At 75.4% G+C, this 19980-nt stretch carries 19 protein-coding genes; 14 read left to right on the top strand and 5 right to left on the bottom strand.

All coding sequences use genetic code 11. From position 1 onward, the window contains the following. Positions 1-101: 101 nt before the first annotated feature. The 5 genes from ACNJ93_RS03495 (at position 102) to ACNJ93_RS03475 (ending at position 4048) form a co-directional block, all read left to right on the top strand. Complete coding sequence (locus tag ACNJ93_RS03495; protein ID WP_418955836.1) at positions 102-800, top strand: DNA alkylation repair protein; 699 nt, start codon at positions 102-104, stop codon at positions 798-800. A gap of 52 nt (positions 801-852) precedes the next feature. After that, entirely contained in the window at positions 853-987 is a 135-nt protein-coding gene (locus ACNJ93_RS03490; protein WP_418955835.1) for a hypothetical protein, read from the top strand. 110 nt (positions 988-1097) lie between these two features. Then, on the top strand, positions 1098-2267 hold the full coding sequence (gene tuf, locus ACNJ93_RS03485; protein WP_418955834.1) for an elongation factor Tu: 1170 nt from the start codon (positions 1098-1100) through the stop codon (positions 2265-2267). 73 nt (positions 2268-2340) lie between these two features. Continuing rightward, positions 2341-3198: a patatin-like phospholipase family protein gene (locus tag ACNJ93_RS03480; protein ID WP_418955833.1), complete on the top strand. Its 858-nt coding sequence runs from the start codon at positions 2341-2343 to the stop codon at positions 3196-3198. Between the two features lie 4 nt (positions 3199-3202). Beyond that, positions 3203-4048 carry a spermidine synthase gene (locus tag ACNJ93_RS03475; protein WP_418955832.1) on the top strand — a complete coding sequence of 282 codons (846 nt, stop codon included), beginning with the start codon at positions 3203-3205 and terminating at the stop codon, positions 4046-4048. Between the two features lie 233 nt (positions 4049-4281). Here the strand turns inward: ACNJ93_RS03475 and ACNJ93_RS03470 are convergent, their stop codons facing one another. Together ACNJ93_RS03470 and ACNJ93_RS03465 are read right to left on the bottom strand one after the other, a co-directional pair. Next, a complete protein-coding gene (locus ACNJ93_RS03470) occupies positions 4282-5607 on the bottom strand; it encodes an MFS transporter (protein WP_418955831.1) in 1326 nt (441 codons plus the stop codon). A 60-nt stretch (positions 5608-5667) separates the two neighbouring features. Further along, a complete protein-coding gene (locus tag ACNJ93_RS03465) occupies positions 5668-6756 on the bottom strand; it encodes a hypothetical protein (protein WP_418955830.1) in 1089 nt (362 codons plus the stop codon). A gap of 82 nt (positions 6757-6838) precedes the next feature. Here ACNJ93_RS03465 and ACNJ93_RS03460 point away from each other — a divergent pair, with 82 nt between their 5' ends. The 3 genes from ACNJ93_RS03460 (at position 6839) to ACNJ93_RS03450 (ending at position 10658) form a co-directional block, all read left to right on the top strand. Continuing rightward, positions 6839-7291: a DUF4442 domain-containing protein gene (locus ACNJ93_RS03460; protein ID WP_418955829.1), complete on the top strand. Its 453-nt coding sequence runs from the start codon at positions 6839-6841 to the stop codon at positions 7289-7291. A 160-nt stretch (positions 7292-7451) separates the two neighbouring features. Beyond that, the gene (locus tag ACNJ93_RS03455) at positions 7452-9932 is read left to right on the top strand and encodes a beta-glucosidase family protein (RefSeq protein WP_418955828.1); all 2481 of its coding nucleotides are present in this window, start codon (positions 7452-7454) and stop codon (positions 9930-9932) included. Positions 9933-9995: 63 nt separating this feature from the next. Next, the gene (locus ACNJ93_RS03450) at positions 9996-10658 is read left to right on the top strand and encodes a DedA family protein (RefSeq protein WP_418955827.1); all 663 of its coding nucleotides are present in this window, start codon (positions 9996-9998) and stop codon (positions 10656-10658) included. Positions 10659-10720: 62 nt separating this feature from the next. On the opposite strand, the gene ACNJ93_RS03445 is transcribed toward ACNJ93_RS03450, so the two are convergent. Beyond that, positions 10721-11254 (bottom strand): gamma carbonic anhydrase family protein, encoded by a 534-nt coding sequence (locus ACNJ93_RS03445; protein ID WP_418955826.1) that lies wholly within the window; start codon positions 11252-11254, stop codon positions 10721-10723. 117 nt (positions 11255-11371) lie between these two features. Between ACNJ93_RS03445 and ACNJ93_RS03440 the strand changes: the two genes are divergently transcribed. Further along, complete coding sequence (locus ACNJ93_RS03440) at positions 11372-12115, top strand: acyltransferase (RefSeq protein WP_418955825.1); 744 nt, start codon at positions 11372-11374, stop codon at positions 12113-12115. A gap of 22 nt (positions 12116-12137) precedes the next feature. Here ACNJ93_RS03440 and ACNJ93_RS03435 read toward each other — a convergent pair whose 3' ends face one another. Then, complete coding sequence (locus ACNJ93_RS03435; protein WP_418955824.1) at positions 12138-13004, bottom strand: EamA family transporter; 867 nt, start codon at positions 13002-13004, stop codon at positions 12138-12140. 92 nt (positions 13005-13096) lie between these two features. Here ACNJ93_RS03435 and ACNJ93_RS03430 point away from each other — a divergent pair, with 92 nt between their 5' ends. Then, positions 13097-13669 carry a helix-turn-helix domain-containing protein gene (locus ACNJ93_RS03430; RefSeq protein WP_418955823.1) on the top strand — a complete coding sequence of 191 codons (573 nt, stop codon included), beginning with the start codon at positions 13097-13099 and terminating at the stop codon, positions 13667-13669. Between the two features lie 62 nt (positions 13670-13731). Further along, positions 13732-14289, top strand: a complete 558-nt coding sequence (locus tag ACNJ93_RS03425; protein WP_418955822.1) for a YbaK/EbsC family protein — start codon at positions 13732-13734, stop codon at positions 14287-14289. A gap of 20 nt (positions 14290-14309) precedes the next feature. On the opposite strand, the gene ACNJ93_RS03420 is transcribed toward ACNJ93_RS03425, so the two are convergent. Further along, positions 14310-14729, bottom strand: a complete 420-nt coding sequence (locus tag ACNJ93_RS03420) for a CoA-binding protein (protein WP_418955821.1) — start codon at positions 14727-14729, stop codon at positions 14310-14312. A 104-nt stretch (positions 14730-14833) separates the two neighbouring features. On the opposite strand from ACNJ93_RS03420, the gene ACNJ93_RS03415 reads away from it, so the two are divergent. The 3 genes from ACNJ93_RS03415 to ACNJ93_RS03405 all read left to right on the top strand — a co-directional run bounded on the left by ACNJ93_RS03415 (position 14834) and on the right by ACNJ93_RS03405 (position 19980). Beyond that, positions 14834-15460 carry a YigZ family protein gene (locus ACNJ93_RS03415; RefSeq protein WP_418955820.1) on the top strand — a complete coding sequence of 209 codons (627 nt, stop codon included), beginning with the start codon at positions 14834-14836 and terminating at the stop codon, positions 15458-15460. A gap of 108 nt (positions 15461-15568) precedes the next feature. Next, positions 15569-16738, top strand: a complete 1170-nt coding sequence (locus ACNJ93_RS03410) for an exonuclease SbcCD subunit D (protein ID WP_418955819.1) — start codon at positions 15569-15571, stop codon at positions 16736-16738. Next, entirely contained in the window at positions 16735-19980 is a 3246-nt protein-coding gene (locus ACNJ93_RS03405; protein ID WP_418955818.1) for an AAA family ATPase, read from the top strand. Before ACNJ93_RS03410 ends, ACNJ93_RS03405 begins: the two co-directional genes overlap by 4 nt.

The raw sequence follows: 19980 nt of genomic DNA, 5'->3' as shown, positions 1-19980 counted from the left end.
GGCCGCCCGGCGGGGACCTCCGCGCACGGACGACGGCCCTCCGGTCGGAACCCCGCGCACGCCGGACGGCGGTCGCGGCGGGCCCGCGTAGGGTGAACCGCATGACGCCCGCCGTGCCCGCCAGCGCCCTCGCCGACACCGTGCTGGCCCGGCTCACCGAGCTCTACCCGAAGGCCGGCGACCCCTTCCGGGCGCAGGAGATGGTGGCGTACATGAAGGGCGTCGTCCCCTTCCTCGGCATCCGCACCCCCGAACGGCGCGCCCTGTCCCGCAGGGTCCTGGAGGGCCTCGCCCGGCCCGACGAGGCCGACTGCACGGCGGTGGCGCTGCGCTGCTTCGCCCTGCCGGAGCGCGAGTACCACTACTTCGCCGTCGACTACCTGCGCCGCCACGCCGCCCGCTGCTCCTCCGGCTTCCTGTCCGTCGCCCGCCACCTGATCACGACCGACTCCTGGTGGGACACCGTCGACCACCTCGCCGCCCACGTCGTCGGGCCCCTCGTCGCCGCCGACCCGGCGCTCGGGGAGCGGATGGACGAGTGGATCGAGGACGACGACCTGTGGATCGCCCGCACCGCGCTCCTGCACCAACTCCGCTTCAAGGACGCCACGGACGCCGAGCGCCTCTTCGCCCACTGCCTGCGCCGCGCCGGCCACCCCGACTTCTTCATCCGCAAGGCCATCGGCTGGGCCCTGCGCGAGTACGCCAAGACGTCCCCCGCCGAGGTCCGCGCCTTCGTCACCGCCCACGCGGCCGAACTGTCCCCCCTGTCGGTCCGCGAAGCGCTCAAGAGCCTCTGACCGCGCCGTAATTCGTTCGACGGGCCGCCCGTCGTGGGGCAGGATCGGCGGCATGTTCCGGCAGCCCTTCCTCGCAGCGACGTCCGCAGACGCGGACGCGCCGAAGGCTGCCGTTCTCGCCGCCGGCGCGGCCGTCGCCGTCGCCGTCGCCGTTGCCGCAGCGGCCCTCGACGGCGCGCGAAGCTGACTCTCCCCGGAACGTCCGGCGGACCCCGCAGGGGGAGGGTCGGTCCGGCCCAGGGGTCCCCCTCCGCGAAGGAGAACAGCATCGAGTTCCGGGAAGGAACCGAACCCGTCATGTCCAAGACCGCCTACGTGCGCACCAAGCCGCACCTCAACATCGGCACCATGGGTCACGTCGACCACGGCAAGACCACGCTCACCGCCGCCATCACCAAGGTCCTCAGCGAGCGCGGCACCGGGGTGTTCGTGCCCTTCGACCGGATCGACCGGGCGCCCGAGGAGGCGCAGCGCGGCATCACCATCAACATCGCGCACGTCGAGTACGAGACCGACACCCGCCACTACGCGCACGTCGACATGCCCGGCCACGCGGACTACGTCAAGAACATGGTCACCGGCGCGGCCCAGCTCGACGGGGCGATCCTCGTCGTCTCCGCGCTCGACGGGATCATGCCGCAGACCGCGGAGCACGTGCTGCTCGCCCGGCAGGTCGGCGTCGACCACATCGTCGTGGCGCTCAACAAGGCCGACGCGGGCGAAGACGAGCTGACCGACCTGGTCGAGCTGGAGGTCCGCGACCTGCTCAGCGCGCACGGCTACGGCGGCGACACCGTGCCCGTCGTCCGGGTCTCCGGGCTCAAGGCCCTGGAGGGCGACCCGCGGTGGACCGGGGCCGTCGAGGCGCTGCTCGACGCGGTCGACACGTACGTGCCGATGCCGGTGCGCTACGTGGACGCGCCGTTCCTCATGCCGGTGGAGAACGTGCTCACCATCACCGGACGCGGCACCGTCATGACCGGCGCGGTCGAGCGCGGCACCGTCCGCGTCGGCGACCGCGTGGCCGTCCTCGGCGCCGACACGGAGACGGTCGTCACCGGCGTGGAGACCTTCGGCAAGCCGATGGAGTCCGCGCAGGCCGGCGACAACGTGGCGCTGCTGCTGCGCGGCGTCCCGCGCGACGCGGTCCGCCGCGGCCACGTGGTCGCCGAGCCCGGCAGCGTCGAGCCGCGCAGCCGCTTCACCGCGCAGGTGTACGTGCTGTCCGGCCGCGAGGGCGGGCGCAGCACGCCCCTGTCGACCGGCTACCGGCCGCAGTTCTACATCCGCACCGCGGACGTCGTCGGCGACGTCGACCTCGGCGCGGCGGGCCTCGCCCGGCCCGGCGAGACGGTCACCATGACCGTCGAGCTGGGCCGCGCGGTGCCCCTGGAGCCCGGCCTCGGCTTCGCGATCCGCGAGGGCGGCCGGACCGTCGGCGCCGGCACGGTGACCGAGGTCCACTGAGGCCGCGCCCGCGGAGGCCCGCGTTCCGTACCCCACGGGACGCGGGCCCGTCGGCGTGCGCCACACTCGGACCATGACGCAGACACGACGGACGGCACTGGTCCTGGGCTCGGGCGGACTCGTCGGCGCGGCCTGGGAGTTGGGGGTGCTCCAGGGCCTCGCGGAGGCCGGTGCGGACCTGTCCTCGGCGGACCTCCTCGTCGGCAGTTCGGCGGGCGCCGTCGTCGCCGCGCGGCTCGCCGCCGGAGATGCCCCGCTCGCCGAGCTGTACGCGCGCGAGCTCGACGGCGGCGCCCCCGCCGAACCGGCCGCCCGGCTCGGCGCCGGGACGGTCCTGCGCTACGCGCTCGCCGTGCTGACCTCCGGCAGCCCCGAGGAGTACGGGCGCAGGCTCGGACGGCTCGCCCTCGCCGCGGCCACCGTCGACGAGGCCGACCGCCGCGCCACCGTCGCCCGGCGGCTGGCGCCCGTCACCGACTGGCCCGAGCGCCCCCTGCTGATCACCGCCGTCGACGCGCACACCGGCGCGCTCGTCGCCCACGACAAGGACGGCGGCGCCTCCCTCGTGGACGCCGTCACCGCGAGCTGCGCCATCCCCGGCCTGTGGCCGCCCGCCACGCTGAACGGCCGCCGCTGGATCGACGGCGGGCTGCACTCCACGGCCAACGCCCACCTCGCCGCCGGGTACGAGCGCGTCGTGATCGTCGCCCCGAGCGCCCGCGGCAGCAAGGTGATCCACTCGCCCGCGCGGCAGGGCGCGGACCTCGCCGCGGCGGGGGCGCGCGTCGAGGTCATCACGCCCGACAAGGCGTCCCGGGCGGCCTTCGGACGCAACGGCCTCGACCCCGCGCGCCGCGCGCCCGCCGCCCGCGCCGGGCGGGCCCAGGCCGCCGCCCACGCGCCGGCGGTCACCGCGCTCTGGGCAGAATAGGCACGTGAACGAGCAGATTCCCGTGATCCGGGACGTCGACGGCGGCACCGCCCGCCTCCTGCCGGACGTCGACCGGGAGCGGGCCTGGCTGCTCACCGTCGACGACGCGCCCCAGTCGTACGTCGACCTCGACGAGCCGACGCACCTCGAGTTCGAGTACGCCCGCCGGCTCGCCCACGTCGTGGACCGGGCCGCGGCGGAGGGCGCCCCGCTCGACGTGCTGCACCTGGGCGGCGGGGCGCTGACCCTGCCCCGGTACGTGGCCGCCACCCGGCCCGGTTCGCGGCAGGACGTCGTGGAGGCCGACCGGGGTCTGCTCGCGCTGGTCGCCGAGCACCTGCCGCTGCCGGAGGGCTCGGGCGTCACGGTGCACGCCGCGGACGCCCGCGCCTGGCTGGAGGCCGCGCCCGCCGCCTCGTTCGACCTGATCGTGGGCGACGTGTTCGGCGGTTCGCGGGTGCCCGCCCATCTGACGACGAGCGCGTACGCGCGGGCGGTGCGGCGGGCGCTGCGGCCGGGCGGCGTGTACCTCGCCAACCTGGCGGACGGGGCGCCCTTCGCCTTCCTCCGCTCCCAACTGGCCACCTTCGCCGAGGAGTTCCCCGAGCTGGCACTGGTGGCCGAGCCGGCGGTGCTGCGCGGCCGGCGCTTCGGCAACGCGGTCCTCGTCGCCTCCGGCGCCCCGCTCGACACCGCCTACCTGAGCCGCCGGGCCGCCGCGGACCCGTTCCCGGCGCGGGTGGAGGAGGGCGACTCCCTGGCGCGTCTCATCGGCGACGCCCGCCCGGTCACGGACGAAGACGCGATCCCGTCCCCGATCCCGCCGGGCGGCACATTCACCGTCGGCTGAGCCCCGAGCCCGCTCCGGCGAGGCCGGCCCAGGCTGAGTCGGCTCAGCCCGAGCCCGGGCCCAAGTCGAGCCCTCCCAGCCCGAACCGACCCCCCCGAACCGCCCCCCCCCGAACCGACCCCCCCGAACCGCCCCCCGAACCGCCCCCCGAACCGACCCCCCCCGAACCGACCCGACCGAGCCCGCCCCGGGCCGAGCCCGGGCCAACTTGAGCCGACAGGGCCCGAGCCCGCTCAGGCCGGGCCGCTCCGGTCGAGCGCCGGCGCCGCGCTCGCCCCGCCGCCGCCGTCGGCCGCCGCCCCTCCGCCCGTCACCGGCTTCGTCTCCGTGCGGCGCGTCAGATTCCGTACGTCAGGGACCAGCAGGACCAGCGCCGTGACCACGACGATCAGCGTGGCCGAGCCCCAGAGCGCGTTCGTGCGGCCGAAGAAGCTCTCCGCCGGGCCCGCGAGGGCCGTGGAGACGGGCAGCATGGCCGTCGAGCCGAACCAGTCGTAGGCGGAGACCCGGGACAGCTTCTCCTCCGGAATCTCCTGGTGCAGCGCGGTCATCCACGCCACGCCGAACATCTCGATGCACACACCGCTCACGAACATCGCCGCGGCCAGCCCGGCCGCGTCCAGCGGCACGGCGAGCGCCGCCGACGGCAGCGCGAGCGGGAACACGCCCAGCGTGCCCACCAGCAGCATCCGCCGCGGCTTCCAGCGCATCATCAGCAGCGCGCCGCACAGCGTGCCGACGCCGAACGCGGCGAGCGCCAGGCCCCAGGGCCGGGAGCCGCCCAGCTGGTCGCGGGCGACCAGGGGCCCGTACACGGACTCGACCGCGCCGACCAGCGCCACCACGATCGAGAACTGCGCCACGATCGACCACAGCCACGGCCGGCCGATGAACTCCTGCCAGCCCTCGCGCAGATCGGCGAGCAGTCCGCCGCCGGGCTCGCGCTCGGCGATGTGGCTCACGTCGAGGAAGGCCCGCAGCCCGCCCGCGACGGCGAAGGCGAGTGCGTCGACGGCGAGCACCCAGCCGGGGCCGAGCGCGGCGACCATGACGCCGCCGAGCGCGGCGCCGCCGAGGCCCGCGCCGTGCATGGCCATCCGGAACAGCGCGAAGGCCCGGCCCGCCTGTTCGCCGCTCACGCTGGACATCAGCATGCCCTCGGCGGCCGGGTTGAAGAACGCCTGGCCGGTGCCGCAGAGCGCGGTGAGGAGCATCATCTGCCAGAGCCGCGGCTCGCCGGCGAGAACGAGCACGGCGAAGACGCCCTGCGAGACGCAGTTGAGAGCGTTGGCCGCGACCATCACCCGGTGCCGGGGCACCCGGTCGGCGACCGCGCCGCCTATGAGCAGGAAGAGCACCAGCGGCAGGATGCGCGCCGCCGCGACCAGACCCACCTCGCCCGCGCCGCCGCCGGCGTCGAACACCGCCCAGGTGGTGGCGATCAGGGCGCCGTGCGCGCCGAGGTTGGTGACGATCGCGGCGGCGGTCAGCAGGGTGTAGTTGCGTCCGGCCCAGGCGGGGGTGAGCCGGCGGCGGGGTGCGGCGGGGGGAGTACTCACCTCAGGACTATCCCCGCCGACGCACCTGTCTGCCAAACCGATATGCGGCCGCGAGCCGGGTCAGGAAGCGGACTCCGGGGCCAGCCGGACGGTGCTCAGGATCTGCCGGATCAGCGTGTCCGGGACCTCGTCCTTGACGCCCGTGTTCGCGTACAGCACCCACGTGGCGAAGTCGCCCTTCGCGTTCTTGAAGCTGAACGCGATCGACTTGCCGTCGGTGTCGCACTTGTTCTTCTTCGTCAGGCCGGTGACCTTCGCCGTGGCGACGTGGCCGCTCAGGCCGGACTTCGAGGTGTACGCCTCGGCCGGGCTGACCTTGATGAGCTGCCGGGCCTTGGCCTCCCCCTCGTCCTGCGCGAACGGGCCGAAGACCCAGGCGCCGGCCTCGTTGCGGGCGTTGTCCGAGGTGTTGGTGGCGCCCTGGCCGCCGCGCGTGCCGCTGTTGGCCAGGTTGCTGTCCTCCATCGTCCCGTCCTTGTCGGAGTCCTCGCTGCACCACTTGGACTTGTACTCGGCCGGGGCCGACATCACGATGTACGCCGAGCCGTCGTCCTTCTTGTGGTCCAGGATGATCGACTGGACGCCGGTGCCGGCGACCTCCCACGTCGGCGGCACGTCGTAGAGCGTGCCGTGCCGCGGGTTGAGGACCGGCTTCCAGCCCGGGATCGTCGGCTTGAGGTCGGAGCCGCCGCGCGGGTTGTCGATCGGCGGCTGCGTGCCGCCGCCGGAGACCGTCGCGCTCACCGACGGCTTCGGGTCGCCGCCGGCCTGCGGCTCCTCCTTGTCCTTGCCGAGCACGAGGAAGCCGGTGACGCCGGCCGCGACGACGACGGCGAGGGCCGCGACGATCGCGACGAGCGTCGTCTTGTTCTTCTGCCCGTCCGGCCCGCCGGGCTGCGGCGCGCCCGGCACCGCGTACTGGGGCACGGTCGGCTGCTGGTACGGGTTCGCCTGCGGGTACCCCGGCTGCGGCGGCTGCCCCTGCGCGGGCTGCCCCTGCGGGGGGTAGCCCGGCTGCGGGAAGCCGGGCTGCGGCGCCGTCGGCTGCTGGTACGGGTTCGGCTGCCCGTATCCCGGCTGCTGGTACGGGTTCTGGTTCTGGTCCTGCGGGTTCTGCTCGCCCCCGGGCGGCTGCTGTCCTGGCCACATGGCCAGTAACCATAGAGGTCATGCGGCCGTACTGGAGTACGGGGATGGCCAAGCCGTCCTACCCGTGGGTAACATCGCGGCCATGAGCGCAGACCAGATGTCCGTCGGCGAGATACTCGCCGCCACGGTGCCGATGGCCAGGACCCTGAAGCTGGAGTTCCTGGAGACCACCCCGGAGCGTGCCGTGGTGCGCCTGCCGGACCAGGCCGACTACCACAACCACGTCGGCGGCCCGCACGCCGGAGCGATGTTCACCCTGGCCGAGTCCGCCAGCGGCGCCATCGTGCTCGCCGCTTTCGGCGACCAGCTGAGCCGTGCCGTGCCGCTCGCCGTCAAGGCCGAGATCGGCTACAAGAAGCTCGCCATGGGCGTCGTCACCGCGACCGCCACCCTCGGCCGCCCGGCCGCCGAGGTCGTCGCCGAACTCGACGCCGGGCAGCGCCCCGAGTTCCCCGTCGAGATCGCGATCACCCGCGAGGACGGCGCCGTCACCGGCGAGATGACCGTCGTCTGGACCCTCCGCCCCAACGGCTGACCGGCCCGCACCGGCCGCCGGACCCCTCACTGCCGGCTCCCGCCCCCGCACCCCGAATGGGTGCGGGGGCGGGGTCGTTCCGGGGGCGGCGCCCCAGAAACAGACGAACCGTCACGCATAGTGCGTTCGGAACGATCCGCCGCGCGAAGGAGCCGCTGCCATGCCCGACGACGTACCCCAGGACAAGCCCGCCGTGCGCGGCGTGACCCGGCGCACCGCCCTCGGACTGCTCGGCGCGGCCGTCGCCCTCGCCACCACCACGGCCCCCGCCGCACCCGCCCGCGCCGCGGCGCCCGGCCGGCGCGTCGAGGAACTCCTCGGGAAACTGACCCTCGACGAGAAGGTCTCCCTGCTGCACGGCGCCACCGACCCCCACAGCCTCGGACAGGCCGGATACGTGGCCGGCGTCCCGCGCCTCGGCATCCCCCCGCTCCGGCTCGCCGACGGCCCCGCCGGGGTCCGCGTCCGCGAGAACGCCACCGCCCTGCCCGCCCCGGTCATGCTCGCCGCCGCCTTCGACCCCGCCCTCGCCCGCGCGTACGGCAGGGTCATCGGCCGCGAGGGCCGCGCCCTCGGCCAGGACGTCCTGCTCTCCCCGATGGTCAACCTGATCCGCACCCCGTACGCGGGCCGCAACTTCGAGACCTTCTCCGAGGACCCGCTGCTCTCCGCCGACCTGGTCGCCGAGGAGATCCGCGGCATCCAGGACGAGGGCCTGATCGCCACCGTCAAGCACTTCGCCCTCAACAACCAGGAGACGGACCGCACCTCCGTCGACGCCCGCGCGAGCGAACGGACCCTGCACGAGACGGAACTGCGCGGCTTCGAGGCCGCCGTCGGCGCCGGAACCGGCGCGGTCATGGCCGCGTACAACAAGGTCAACGGCGTCCACGCGGGCGAGAACGCCGCCCTGCTCACCGGAGTCCTGCGCGACCGCTGGGGCTTCGACGGCTGGGTGATGAGCGACTGGGACGCCGCCCACAGCACCGCCCCCGCGCTCACCGCCGGCCTCGACATGGAGATGCCCTCCGGGGCCCGCTTCGGCGAACCGCTCAAGACGGCCGTCGCCGAGGGCAAGGTCCCCGAGGCCGCCGTCGACCGGGCCGTGCGCCGCATCCTCACCATCCGCGAACGCTTCGGCCTGCTCGGCGGGGACGCGCCCCCGCGCCCCGACCGCGACGCCGCCGCCGGCGCCCGCCTCGCCCTGCGCGTCGCGACCGCCGGCGCCACCCTGCTCCGCAACGAGCGCGGCACCCTCCCGCTGACCGGGCCGGCCGCCCGGTCCCTCGCCGTCATCGGCCCCACCGGCGCGGTCCCCTTCGTCAGCGGCGGCGGCAGCGCCCACGTCGTCCCGGACGCCGCCGCCCGCCCGATCGACGCCCTGCGGGCCCGCGCCGGCGCCGGCGCCGAGGTCGCGTACGCGGTCGGCGAGGACCTCTACGGCAGGCCGCTGCCCGCGCTGACGCCCGCCGCCTCGCTGGAGGACCGGGGCGTCGCGGCCGGCGCGACCTGGAAGCACGAGGCGGCGTTCACCGTCCCCGAGGACGACACCTGGACGTTCGTCGTCCACTACAGCGGCGCGCGCCCGGTGGTCGTGGTCGACGGCGCCGAGCTCTTCCCGGTCCGCCAGGGCGTGGCCGAGTGGTTCGCCGGCGGGCTGCTCGGCACCGCCCCCGACGGCCTGCACGTCCGCCGCGCCGAGGTCCGGCTGACCGCCGGCGAGCACCGGATCGCGGTGACCGCCGAGGGCGGCGCCACGGGCCAGCGGTTCTCGCTGCGCGCGATCACCTCGGCGAGCCGCGCCGCCGACGTCGCCGAGGCGGTGGCGGCCGCCCGCGCCGCACACACCGTCGTGCTCTTCGCGTACGAGGACGCCACCGAGGGCCGCGACCGCACCGGCCTCGCCCTGCCGGGCCACCAGGAGGCGCTGATCCGGGCCGTCACCGCCGCCAACCGGCGCACGGTCGTGGTGCTCAACACCTCCTCCGCGGTCACCATGCCCTGGCTCGACCGGACCGCGGCCGTGCTGCAGATGTACTACCCCGGCCAGGAGGGCGCCGCCGCGACCGCCGCCGTCCTGTTCGGCGACGCCGACCCCGGCGGCCGGCTCACCCAGACCTTCCCGACCGCCGAGGACACCCACCCGATGGCCGGGGACCCGCACCGCTACCCGGGCAAGGACGGCACCGAGGAGTACTCCGAGGGCGTCCACGTGGGCCACCGCTGGTACGACGCCCGGGGCGTCGCCCCGCTCTTCCCGTTCGGACACGGGCTGTCGTACACGACGTTCGCGTACGAGGGCCTGCGGCTCGCGCCGCGCGCCGACGGCGCCCTGGACGTCACCTTCACCGTGCGCAACACCGGCGACCGGGCCGGCGTCGAGGTGGCGCAGATCTACGCCGGGCCCTCACCCGACCTGCGGCTCGACCAGCCCGCGCAGTTCCTCGCCGGCTATCGGCGGGTGGAGCTCGCGGCGGGGGAGCGGCGGCGGATCACCGTCCGCGTCGCCGCCCGCACGCTGTCGTCGTTCGATCCGGCGCGGGGCGGCTGGGTGCTCGGCACCGGTGTCCGGGAGGTGCGCGTCGGGGCCTCCTCGCGGGACCTGCGGCTGACCGCACGGGCGGAGGTGCGGTCACGGTGACCCGGTAGGCTGCCACGGCGTGCGCGACGCGGCGCACGCCACGCCCAACGGGAGGAACCCGCGTTGCACGTCCAGGAGTGGCTGGAGACGATCCCGGCGGTCGCCGTCTACGCGCTCGTCGGGGTGGTGATCGGCCTGGAGAGTCTGGGCATCCCGCTGCCCGGCGAGATCGTGCTGGTCAGTTCGGCCCTGCTGGCCTCCCAGCACGGCGACATCGACCCGTGGGTGCTCGGCGCCTGCGCCACCGCAGGCGCGATCATCGGCGACTCGATCGGCTACGCCATCGGCCGCAAGGGCGGCCGGCCGCTGCTGACCTGGCTCGGCGGGAAGTTCCCCAAGCACTTCAGCGAGGCCAACATCGCCCTGGCGGAGCGGTCCTTCGAGAAGTGGGGCATGTGGGCGGTCTTCTTCGGCCGCTTCGTGGCCCTGCTGCGGATCTTCGCCGGGCCGCTCGCGGGCGTGCTGAAGATGCCGTACTGGAAGTTCCTCATCGCCAACATCGGCGGCGGGATCCTCTGGGCCGGCGGCACCACCGCGGTCGTCTACTCGGTCGGCATCGTGGCCGAGGCGTGGCTCAAGCGGTTCTCCTGGCTGGGCCTGGTGCTCGCGGTGGCCATCGGCCTCACCTCGATGCTGGTGATCAAGAACCGGGCCAAGAAGGCGGCGGAGCGCGCGGAGAGCACGCCGGCCGCGGAGCCCGAGAAGGTCGCCGCGGTGGCCGACTGACGTATGCCGCATGCACGAGGGCCCGGCGCTCGGTGGAGCGCCGGGCCCTCGTGCATGCCGGGTCAGCCCTTCTCGTGGGCCTCGCGGTGCGCCTGCGCCAGATGCAGATACATCTCGGCGTTGAGCTTGATGCCCGCGCGCTCCTCGTCCGTCAGCTCCCGGCGCACCTTCGCCGGGACGCCCGCGACCAGCGAGCCGGGCGGGACGACCATGCCCTGCGGGACCAGCGCCTGGGCGGCGATCAGCGAGCCGGCGCCGATGTGCGCGCCGTTGAGGACGGTGGCGCCCATGCCGACCAGCACGTCGTCCTCGATCGTGCAGCCGTGCACGGTCGCGTTGTGGCCGACGGTGACGCGCTCGCCGATGGTCACCGGGAAGCCGGGGTCGACGTGCACCGTGCAGTTGTCCTGGATGTTGGAGTCCGCGCCGAGCACGATCGGACCGCAGTCCGCGCGCAGCACCGCGTGGTACCAGACGTTCGCGCCTGCGGCCATCGTCACGTCGCCGATCACCACGGAGGTCGGCGCGGCGAACGCCGCCGGATCGATCCGCGGCTCCTTGCCGCCCACACCCATGACCAACGCCCGGTCCGTCATCGTCCGTTCCGCCTTCCTCGCTGTCGGTCGCGCCAGGGGCACCCTACGAGATGCCCATGACGGACATCACAGCGCACCGCACTGATCAGCGGTGACGCGGCCGACTACCGTGGCCGGGTGCCCAAGAACAGAAACACGTTCTCGTCCTTCACCGCCTGGCGGCGGCGCCTCGTCGCGCGCGCCCTGCAGGGCGGCTGGAGATGGGTGCAGCAGGCGGGCGCGGTCTCGGCCCAGACGCCCGGGCGGCTGAGGTTCCGCCGGCTCGGGGCGGGTACCCGGCTGGCGTTCCCGCAGGGCACGGTCTTCGGCGAGCAGTGGATCGAACTCGGCGAGTGCTGCATCATCGCCGAGCAGGTGACCCTCACCGCCGGCATGATGCCGGGCCTCGACCTCGGTCCGGACCCCATCCTGACCCTCGGCGACGGGGTCGTCCTCGGGCGCGGCAGCCATGTCATCGCCGACACCCGGATCACCATCGGCTCCGACACCTTCTGCGGGCCGTACGTGTACATCACCTCGACCAACCACAGCTACGACGACCCGCACGAGCCGGTCGGCCGGCAGTGGCCGCGCACCGACCCGGTCGAGATCGGCCCCGGCTGCTGGCTGGGCACGGGCGCGGTGATCCTGCCCGGCGCCCGGCTCGGCCGGAACGTGGTGGTCGCGGCCGGCGCGGTCGTGCGCGGGGAGGTGCCCGACCACGCGGTGGTGGCCGGCGCCCCGGCGAAGGTGGTGCGCCGCTGGGACCCGGAGCTCGGCTGGCAGCCGCCGCTGCGCACGCCCACGCCGATGCCGATCCCGGACGGCATCACCCCGGAGCAGCTCGCCGCCCTGGCGGAACTGGACCTCCAGGACGGCTGACCGAGGACGCGTCCGTCCGCCGCTATCCCGTCGCGAGGAGCACCGTGCCGACGAGCGCGAGGCCCGCGCCCGCGGCCTGGACCGCACGGAGGCGTTCCTTCAGCACCCCGCGCGCGGCGAGCGCCGTCACCACCGGGTACAGGTTGGCGAGCACCGCCGCCACCGTCACCGGACCGTTCTGCGCGGCCAGGGCGTACGTGCCGTTCGCGGCCACGTCGGCGAGACCGACGAAGGCGAGGGCCGGGAGCGCGGCGGTGACGACCTTCAACCCGCCCTCCTCCGGCAGGGCCCGGCCGCCGCGCCGGACGGAGACGAACAGCGCGGCGCCGCCCACGGCCACATTGGTGACCCGCTGCACGAAGAGCGCGAGGAACAGACCGGTCAGCGTGGTGGACGCCTCCGCGATCAGCGCCATGACCGAGCCGAAGCCGAAGGCCGCGACGAGGGTGAGCACCACGGCCTGGCGCTGCACCGGAGCGCCCTTCAGCTCCGGACCGCCGGCCAGGATCACGCCCACGAGCGCCACGCCGATGCCGGCGAACTGCAGCAGCCCCGGCCGGTCGCCGAGCAGCAGCCCGATCGACACCGGGACGAGGACCCCGAGCGAGCCGAGCGGCGAGACGACGCCCATCGGGCCGAGCGCGAGCGCCTTGTAGAAGCAGAGCATCGCGGCCGGGCCGACGGCGCCGGCGGCGACCGCGTACCAGAGCTTCGGTCCGGCCTCGGTCCAGCCGCCGGTGGCCACCACGACCGCGCCGAGCACGACCACGGCGAGCGTCTGCGAGGCCACGACCACGGTCAGGGCCGGCATGCGCCGGGTGAGCAGTCCGCCGCCGAAGTCGGCCAGCCCCCACAGGAGGCTGGTGGCCAGGGCGAGCAGTGCTGTCATGGAATCCTCGCAGTACAGTGCGGTGGACATCGGGGTGCACTCGACGGTAGTGCACTCTGTTGAACTCTGTCATCCACAATAATGGACGGAATGTGTCGGACCTCGATCAGCTCACGCAGTCGCTCGCCCGCAACCTGAAGCGCTGGCGCGGCGAACGCGGCTTCACGCTGGACGCGCTCGCCGCTCGCTCCGGCGTCAGCCGCGGCATGATCATCCAGATCGAGCAGGCCCGCACCAACCCCAGCGTGGGCACCACGGTCAAGCTCGCCGACGCGCTCGGCGTCTCGATCACCACCCTGCTCGACTACGAGCAGGGCCCCCACGTCCGGCTCGTCCCGCCGGAGCAGGCCGTCCGCATGTGGTCCACCGAGGCCGGCAGCCACACCACCCTGCTCGTCGGGACCGAGTCGCGCGGCCCGCTGGAGCTGTGGACCTGGACCCTGATGCCCGGCGAGGGCAGCGTCTCCGACCCGCACCCCGAGGGCACCACCGAACTCCTGCACGTCACCGCGGGCGAGCTCACCCTCGTCGTCGACGGCCGGCCGCACGCGGTGCCGGCCGGGACCTCGGCCACCTTCGAGGCCCACGTCCCGCACGAGTACCGCAACGACGGCGAGGTCCCCGTCGAGCTGACGATGGCCGTCTCCGTCCCGCCCGTGCGCTGACCCGCCGTCCGGGCTCCGAGACGGTCAACGGCCCCGCGCCGGGCCGGTGTTAGCGTGCGGTGATGCGCGCACCCATCGGAGACTTCGACCACGCCCGCCCCGCCGCCGAGTGCCTCGACCTGCTCACCGAGCCGGTGGCCGCCGCCGTCCGCGCCTGGCAGGGCGGCGTCCCCGCCGACCGGATCCTGTACGTCGACACCGACCCCGCCATCGCCGACACGGCCGTCTTCGTCGAGCACCACGGCCGAGAGCTCCTCGACCAGTCGGCGAACTGCGTGATCCTCGCCGGCCGGCGCGGCGAGACGACCACCCTGGCCGCCTGCGTGGTGCGCTCGGCGACCAGGATCGACGTCAACGGAGCCGTCCGCAGACAACTCGGCGCGCGCAAGGTGCGCTTCGCCGACATGGACACCGCCCTCGGCCTGACCGGCATGGAGTACGGCGGCGTCACCCCGGTCGGCCTCCCCGACGGCTGGCCCGTCCTCGTCGACGCGACCGTCGTGGACACCGAGTGGGTCCTCGTCGGCAGCGGCCGCCGCCGCGGCAAGCTCATCCTCCCCGGCAAGGCCTTCGCCGAGCTCCCCGGCGCGGTGGTCGTCGAAGGACTCGGCGTGGCCTGACCGGCGGGCGCCCCGGCGGGTCAGCCCAGCCGGGGGATCTCGATGGCGGGGCAGCGGTCCATGACCATGTCCAGCCCCGCCTCCCGGGTCCGCTCGTACGCCGCCTCGTCGACCACCCCGAGCTGGAACCACACCGCCTTCGCGCCGACGGCCACCGCCTCGTCCGCGACCGCGCCCGCCAGCTCGCTGTTCACGAACACGTCCACGACGTCCACCGGGAACGGGACGTCGGCCAGCGAGGCGTACCCCTGCTCGCCGTGCACGGTCTCCGCCTTCGGGTGCACCGGCACCACCCGCTTGCCGAAGCGCTGCAGCACCTGCGCCACCCCGTACGCCGCCCGCGAACGGTTGGTGGACAGGCCCACCACCGCCCAGGTGTCGCCGCTCTCGGTCAGGATCCGGCGGATCGTGTCCTGTTCGGTGCCCGTCCCGATGCTCATGCGCTGCCTCCGGCCGCTCGTACCGCTGTGTCGTTCGTCGCCGGGAAGAACCCGCGGCGGGCCCGGCGGATTCCCGGCCCTCCCGCGCGGCATAGGGTGGCGGGATGCAGGAGCAGTACCGCACGGTGGCCCGCGAGGGCGTGCACGAGACCGAGATCGGCCGTTCGCGCTTCCTCTGCGCGCTCGCCCCCGCGGCCACCGAGCAGGAGGCCCAGGACTTCGTCGCGCGCATCCGCAAGGAGCACCCCACCGCCACGCACAACTGCTACGCGTACGTCATCGGCGCCGACGCCTCCGTCCAGAAGGCCAGCGACGACGGCGAGCCCGGCGGCACCGCCGGCGTGCCGATGCTCCAGATGCTGACCCGGCGCGAGGTGCGGTACGTCGTGGCCGTCGTCACCCGCTACTACGGCGGCGTGAAGCTCGGCGCCGGCGGACTGATCCGCGCCTACGGCGGGGTGGTCGGCGAAGCCCTCGACGCCCTCGGCACGATCACCCGGCAGCGGTTCCGGCTGGCGACCGTGACCGTCGACCACCAGCGCGCGGGCAAGCTGGAGAACGACCTGCGGGCCACCGGGCGCGCGGTGCGCGAGGTGCGGTACGCGGACGCGGTGACCATCGAGATCGGTCTGCCCGACGCGGACGTGGACGCCTTCCGGGCCTGGCTGGCCGACGCCACGGCCGGCACCGCCGTCCTCGAACTCGGCGGCGAGGCGTACGGCGATGCCTGACCGCCGCCCGGCGACGCTCCACCGCGGCCCGGCGACGCCCCACCGCCGTCCGTCCGGTGTGCCCGAAGCCGCCGCCGTTGTCCGACCCTGCCGATACGCTCCTCGATCATGAGACTCCTGCACACGTCGGACTGGCACCTGGGACGGTCGTTCCACCGGGTGAGCCTGCTCGACGCCCAGGCGGCCTTCCTCGACCACCTGGTCGCCACGGCGCGCACCCGCGAGGTGGACGCCGTGCTGGTGGCCGGGGACGTGTACGACCGGGCCGTGCCGCCGCTCGCCGCCGTCGAGCTCTTCGACCGGGCGCTGCACCGGCTCGCCGAGGCCGGCGTGCCGACGGTCATGATCTCCGGCAACCACGACTCCGCCCGCCGGCTCGGGGTCGGCGCGGGACTGATCGAGCGCGCCGGGATCCATCTGCGCACCGACCCGGCCGGCATCGGGACTCCCGTCGTGCTCTCCGACGCGCACGGCGATGTCGCGCTGTACGGACTGCCCTACCTGGAACCCGCCCTCGTCCGCGAGCGGCTCGGCGCGGCGCGGGCCGGGCACGAGGCGGTGCTCGCCGCGGCCATGGACCGCGTGCGCGCCGACCTCGCCGCGCGGCCCGCCGGCACCCGCTCCGTCGTCCTCGCGCACGCCTTCGTCGCGGGCGGCGAACCCAGCGACAGCGAGCGGGACATCACCGTCGGCGGCGTCGCCGCCGTGCCTGCCGGGGTGTTCGCCGGCGTCGACTACGTGGCCCTCGGCCACCTGCACGGCAGCCAGACCGTCGCCGAGCGCGTCCGCTACTCCGGCTCGCCCCTCGCGTACTCGTTCTCCGAGGAGCACCACCGCAAGACGATGTGGCTGATCGACCTCGGCGCGGACGGCGCGATCGAGGCCGCCGAGCGCGTCGACTGCCCCGTGCCGCGCCCCCTCGCGCGGATCCGGGGCCGGCTCGACGACCTGCTCGCCGACCCGGCGCTCGACCGGCACGAGGACGCCTGGGTGGAGGCCACCCTCACCGACCCCGTGCGGCCCGCCGAGCCGATGGCCCGGCTCACCGCCCGCTTCCCGCACGCCCTCAACCTCGTCTTCGAGCCCGAACGCACCGACGACGGCCCGCACGCCTCGTACGCCCAGCGGCTCCGGGACCGCACCGACCAGCAGATCGCGGAGGACTTCGTGGCCCACGTGCGCGGCGGAGCCGGACCCGACGGCGCCGAACGCACGGTGCTGCAGGCCGCGTTCGAGGCGGTCCGGGTGGACGCGGCGGAGCGCGAGGTGGCCCGGTGAGGCTGCACCGTCTCGTCGTCACCGGCTTCGGCCCCTTCGGCGGCACCCAGGAGATCGACTTCGACGCCCTGTCGTCGGCCGGGCTCTTCCTGCTGCACGGGCCGACCGGCGCGGGCAAGACCTCCGTCCTCGACGCCGTCTGCTACGCGCTGTACGGCGCCGTGCCCGGTGCCCGGCAGAGCCCCGGCACCTCCCTGCGCAGCGACCACGCGGCCCCCGGCACGTCCACCGAGGTCACGCTCGAACTGACCGTCGCGGGACGGCGTCTGGAGGTCACCCGGCGGCCCGCGCAGCAGCGCCCCAAGAAGCGCGGCGGCGGCTTCACCACCGAGAAGGCCCAGAGCTGGCTGCGCGAGTACGACGCGGAGACCGGCGCCTGGCAGGCGCTCAGCCGCTCCCACCAGGAGATCGGCGAGGAGCTCGGCCAGGCCGTCGGCATGAGCCGGGAGCAGTTCTGCCAGGTGGTGCTGCTGCCGCAGGGCGACTTCGCCCGCTTCCTGCGCGCCGACGCCGAGGCGCGCGGCAGGCTCCTGGGCCGGCTCTTCGACACCCGGCGGTTCGCCGCCGTCGAGGAACGCCTCGCCGAACTGCGGCGCGGCGCCGAGAAGCGGGTGCAGGAGGGCGACGAGCGACTGCTCGGGCTCGCCCAGCGGATCGCGGAGGCCGCCGGGGGCGCGGCCGGGGACGCGAGCGTCGAGCAGCGGCCCGGCGAACCCGGGCTCGCCGAGGCCGTGCAGGTACGGGCCGCGATCGCCCGCTCCGAGGCCCGTGAGACCCTCGACGTCGCGGGCCTGGCGCTGGCCGCCGCCGAGGACCGGCGGGACGCGGCGCGCCGCCGGCTCGACGAGGAGCGGGAGCTCGCCGCCCGGCAGCAGCGGCACGCCGAGGCCCTGCGCCGCCGCGCCGCCCTCGACGCGCGCCGCGCCGAACGGGACGGCTGGCAGGCGGCCCTCGACCGCGCCCGCAAGGCCGACCTCGTCGCGCCCGCGCTCGACCTGCGCGACGACGCGGAGCGGGCGCACGCCGACGCGGCCGCGGCCCGCGAGCGGTCCCGCGCCGACCTGCCGCCGGACCTCGCGGACGCGGGGGCCGAGCCGCTGTCCCGCCTGGAGCTCGAACTGCGTGAACGGCTCGCCCGGCTGGACTCCGCGCGCCGCGCGGAGCAGCGCAGTGCGGCCCTCGGCGAGGAGCTGGCGGCGCTGGACCGCCAGGCGCGGGCCGACGAGGAACTGCTCCAGGAGGCCGACGCCTGGCTCGCCGACTGGGAGGCCCTCCGCACGGCGCACCAGGAGCGGATCGACGCCGCGCAGGACGCGGCGACCCGCGCGGAGCACCTCGCGGGCCGCCTCGAACCGGCGCGCCGCCGCCTGGACGCCGCCCGTCGGCGCGACGAGCTCGCGGCACGGGTGACGCGGGGCGAGGCCCGGGTCACCGCCGCCCGCGAGGAGCGGAACGCGGCGAAGGAGACCTGGCTCGACGTCAAGTCCCGTCGGCTCCAGGGCATCGCCGCGGAGCTGGCCGCCGCGCTGACCGACGGTGACCCCTGCCAGGTCTGCGGTTCCACCGCCCACCCCGCCCCGGCCCGTACCGGCGCCGACCACGTCGACCGCGCCACGGAGGACGCCGCGTACGCCGCGTACAGCCGGGCGGAGCAGAGCCACACGGAGGCGGAACGCGAACTGGCGGTCACGCGGGAGTCCTGGACGACGGCCCGCGCGGAGGTCCTCGCGGGGCTCGCGTCGGCCGCACGCGTCGGGGCGGCGGCCGCGCGGAACGCGGCGGCGCACGCCGGACCGGACGCGGCAGCCCGGATCCCGGGCCCGGGCGCGGCGCCCGGCACGGACCGGACAGCCCTGACGGACCCGGCGGACCCGACCGCCCCGGCCGACGGCGAGGGCTCCTCGGTCGCGGTCCCCGGGCCCCGGCCCGCCGTCCCGGCACCCGCCGGGGCGGCCGCGCCCGCCGGGGCGGACGCCGAGCCGACCGTCGCCGAACTGGCCGACGAGGTACGCCGGCTGGAGCGGGAGCACGCCGCCGCCCACGCCCTCGCCGCGCAGACGCACGCCGCCCGGGAGGCGCTGGCCCGGGCCGAGCGCGAGCACGAGGAGCGCCTCGCAGCCCGGCAGGAGGCCGAGCGGCGGGTCGCCGCGCGGACCTCGCAGCGCGAGACCCTGGAGCGGGAGCGCGCGACGCTGGACGAGGAGGTCGCCCGCGGACGCGGCGACGTGCGGAGCGTCGCCGAGCACGCGACGCTGCTGGAACGGCGCATCGCCATCCTGGTCGACGCGGCCGAGACCGTACGGGCCGTCGAACTGACCGCCGAGCGGCTCAAGGAGGCCGACGGCAGGCTCGCCGACGCGGCCTTCCGCGCCGGCTTCGCGACCCCCGCCGAGGCCGCCGCCGCCCGTCTCGACGACGCCCGCCACCGCGAACTGCAGCACCGCCTCGACGCCTGGCAGGCCGAGGACGCCGCGGTTGCGGACCGGCTCCGCGACCCGGAGACCCGCGCCGCCGCCGCGCTCCCGCCGGCCGACCCGGCCGCCGCCGAGGCCGTGCACACCGCGGCCGAGCGGGCGCTGCGCGCCGCGGACGCCGCCCTGGCGGCCGTACGGGACCGGTGCGCGGCCCTGGACCGGCTGTCCCGGCAGGCGGACGAGGAGGTGCGCCGGCTCGGACCGCTCCGCGAGGAGTACGAGCGGGTGGCCCGGCTCGCCGCGCTCACCGCCGGCACGTCGGCGGAGAACGAGCGCAGGATGCGCCTGGAGTCGTACGTGCTCGCGGCCCGCCTCGAACAGGTCGCCGCCGCGGCGACGGCCCGGCTGCACCGCATGTCGTCCGGCCGCTACACGCTGGTGCACTCCGACGCCCGCACCGGCGGCAAGCGGGCCGGACTCGGCCTGCACGTCGTCGACGCCTGGACGGGCAACGAACGGGACACCGCCACGCTCTCCGGCGGCGAGACGTTCTTCGCCTCGCTGGCCCTCGCGCTCGGCCTCGCCGACGTCGTCTCCGACGAGGCCGGCGGCGTCCGCCTCGACACCCTCTTCATCGACGAGGGCTTCGGCAGCCTCGACGACCAGACGCTCGACGAGGTCCTCGACGTCCTCGACTCGCTGCGCGAACGCGACCGCAGCGTCGGCATCGTCAGCCACGTCGCCGACCTGCGCCGCCGCATCCCCGCCCAGCTGGAGGTGGTGAAGGAGCGGCACGGCTCGGCGGTGCGGCTGAAGGCCGGCGGCTGA

This window comes from Streptomyces tritici, assembly GCF_048500665.1.
In the GTDB taxonomy this organism is placed as follows: Bacteria; Actinomycetota; Actinomycetes; order Streptomycetales; family Streptomycetaceae; genus Streptomyces; species Streptomyces tritici.
Note: the sequence above shows the minus strand (reverse complement) of the source record. Positions and strands in the feature narration are given on the sequence as shown.

Coding starts and splice junctions, on each gene's coding strand:
- ACNJ93_RS03495 (WP_418955836.1), top strand. CDS start 102: ATGACGCCCGCCGTGCCCGCCAGCGCCCTCGCCGACACCGTGCTGGCC.
- ACNJ93_RS03490 (WP_418955835.1), top strand. CDS start 853: ATGTTCCGGCAGCCCTTCCTCGCAGCGACGTCCGCAGACGCGGACGCG.
- tuf (WP_418955834.1), top strand. CDS start 1,098: ATGTCCAAGACCGCCTACGTGCGCACCAAGCCGCACCTCAACATCGGC.
- ACNJ93_RS03480 (WP_418955833.1), top strand. CDS start 2,341: ATGACGCAGACACGACGGACGGCACTGGTCCTGGGCTCGGGCGGACTC.
- ACNJ93_RS03465 (WP_418955830.1), bottom strand. CDS start 6,756: ATGTGGCCAGGACAGCAGCCGCCCGGGGGCGAGCAGAACCCGCAGGAC.
- ACNJ93_RS03460 (WP_418955829.1), top strand. CDS start 6,839: ATGAGCGCAGACCAGATGTCCGTCGGCGAGATACTCGCCGCCACGGTG.
- ACNJ93_RS03455 (WP_418955828.1), top strand. CDS start 7,452: ATGCCCGACGACGTACCCCAGGACAAGCCCGCCGTGCGCGGCGTGACC.
- ACNJ93_RS03445 (WP_418955826.1), bottom strand. CDS start 11,254: ATGACGGACCGGGCGTTGGTCATGGGTGTGGGCGGCAAGGAGCCGCGG.
- ACNJ93_RS03435 (WP_418955824.1), bottom strand. CDS start 13,004: ATGACAGCACTGCTCGCCCTGGCCACCAGCCTCCTGTGGGGGCTGGCC.
- ACNJ93_RS03425 (WP_418955822.1), top strand. CDS start 13,732: ATGCGCGCACCCATCGGAGACTTCGACCACGCCCGCCCCGCCGCCGAG.
- ACNJ93_RS03420 (WP_418955821.1), bottom strand. CDS start 14,729: ATGAGCATCGGGACGGGCACCGAACAGGACACGATCCGCCGGATCCTG.
- ACNJ93_RS03415 (WP_418955820.1), top strand. CDS start 14,834: ATGCAGGAGCAGTACCGCACGGTGGCCCGCGAGGGCGTGCACGAGACC.
- ACNJ93_RS03410 (WP_418955819.1), top strand. CDS start 15,569: ATGAGACTCCTGCACACGTCGGACTGGCACCTGGGACGGTCGTTCCAC.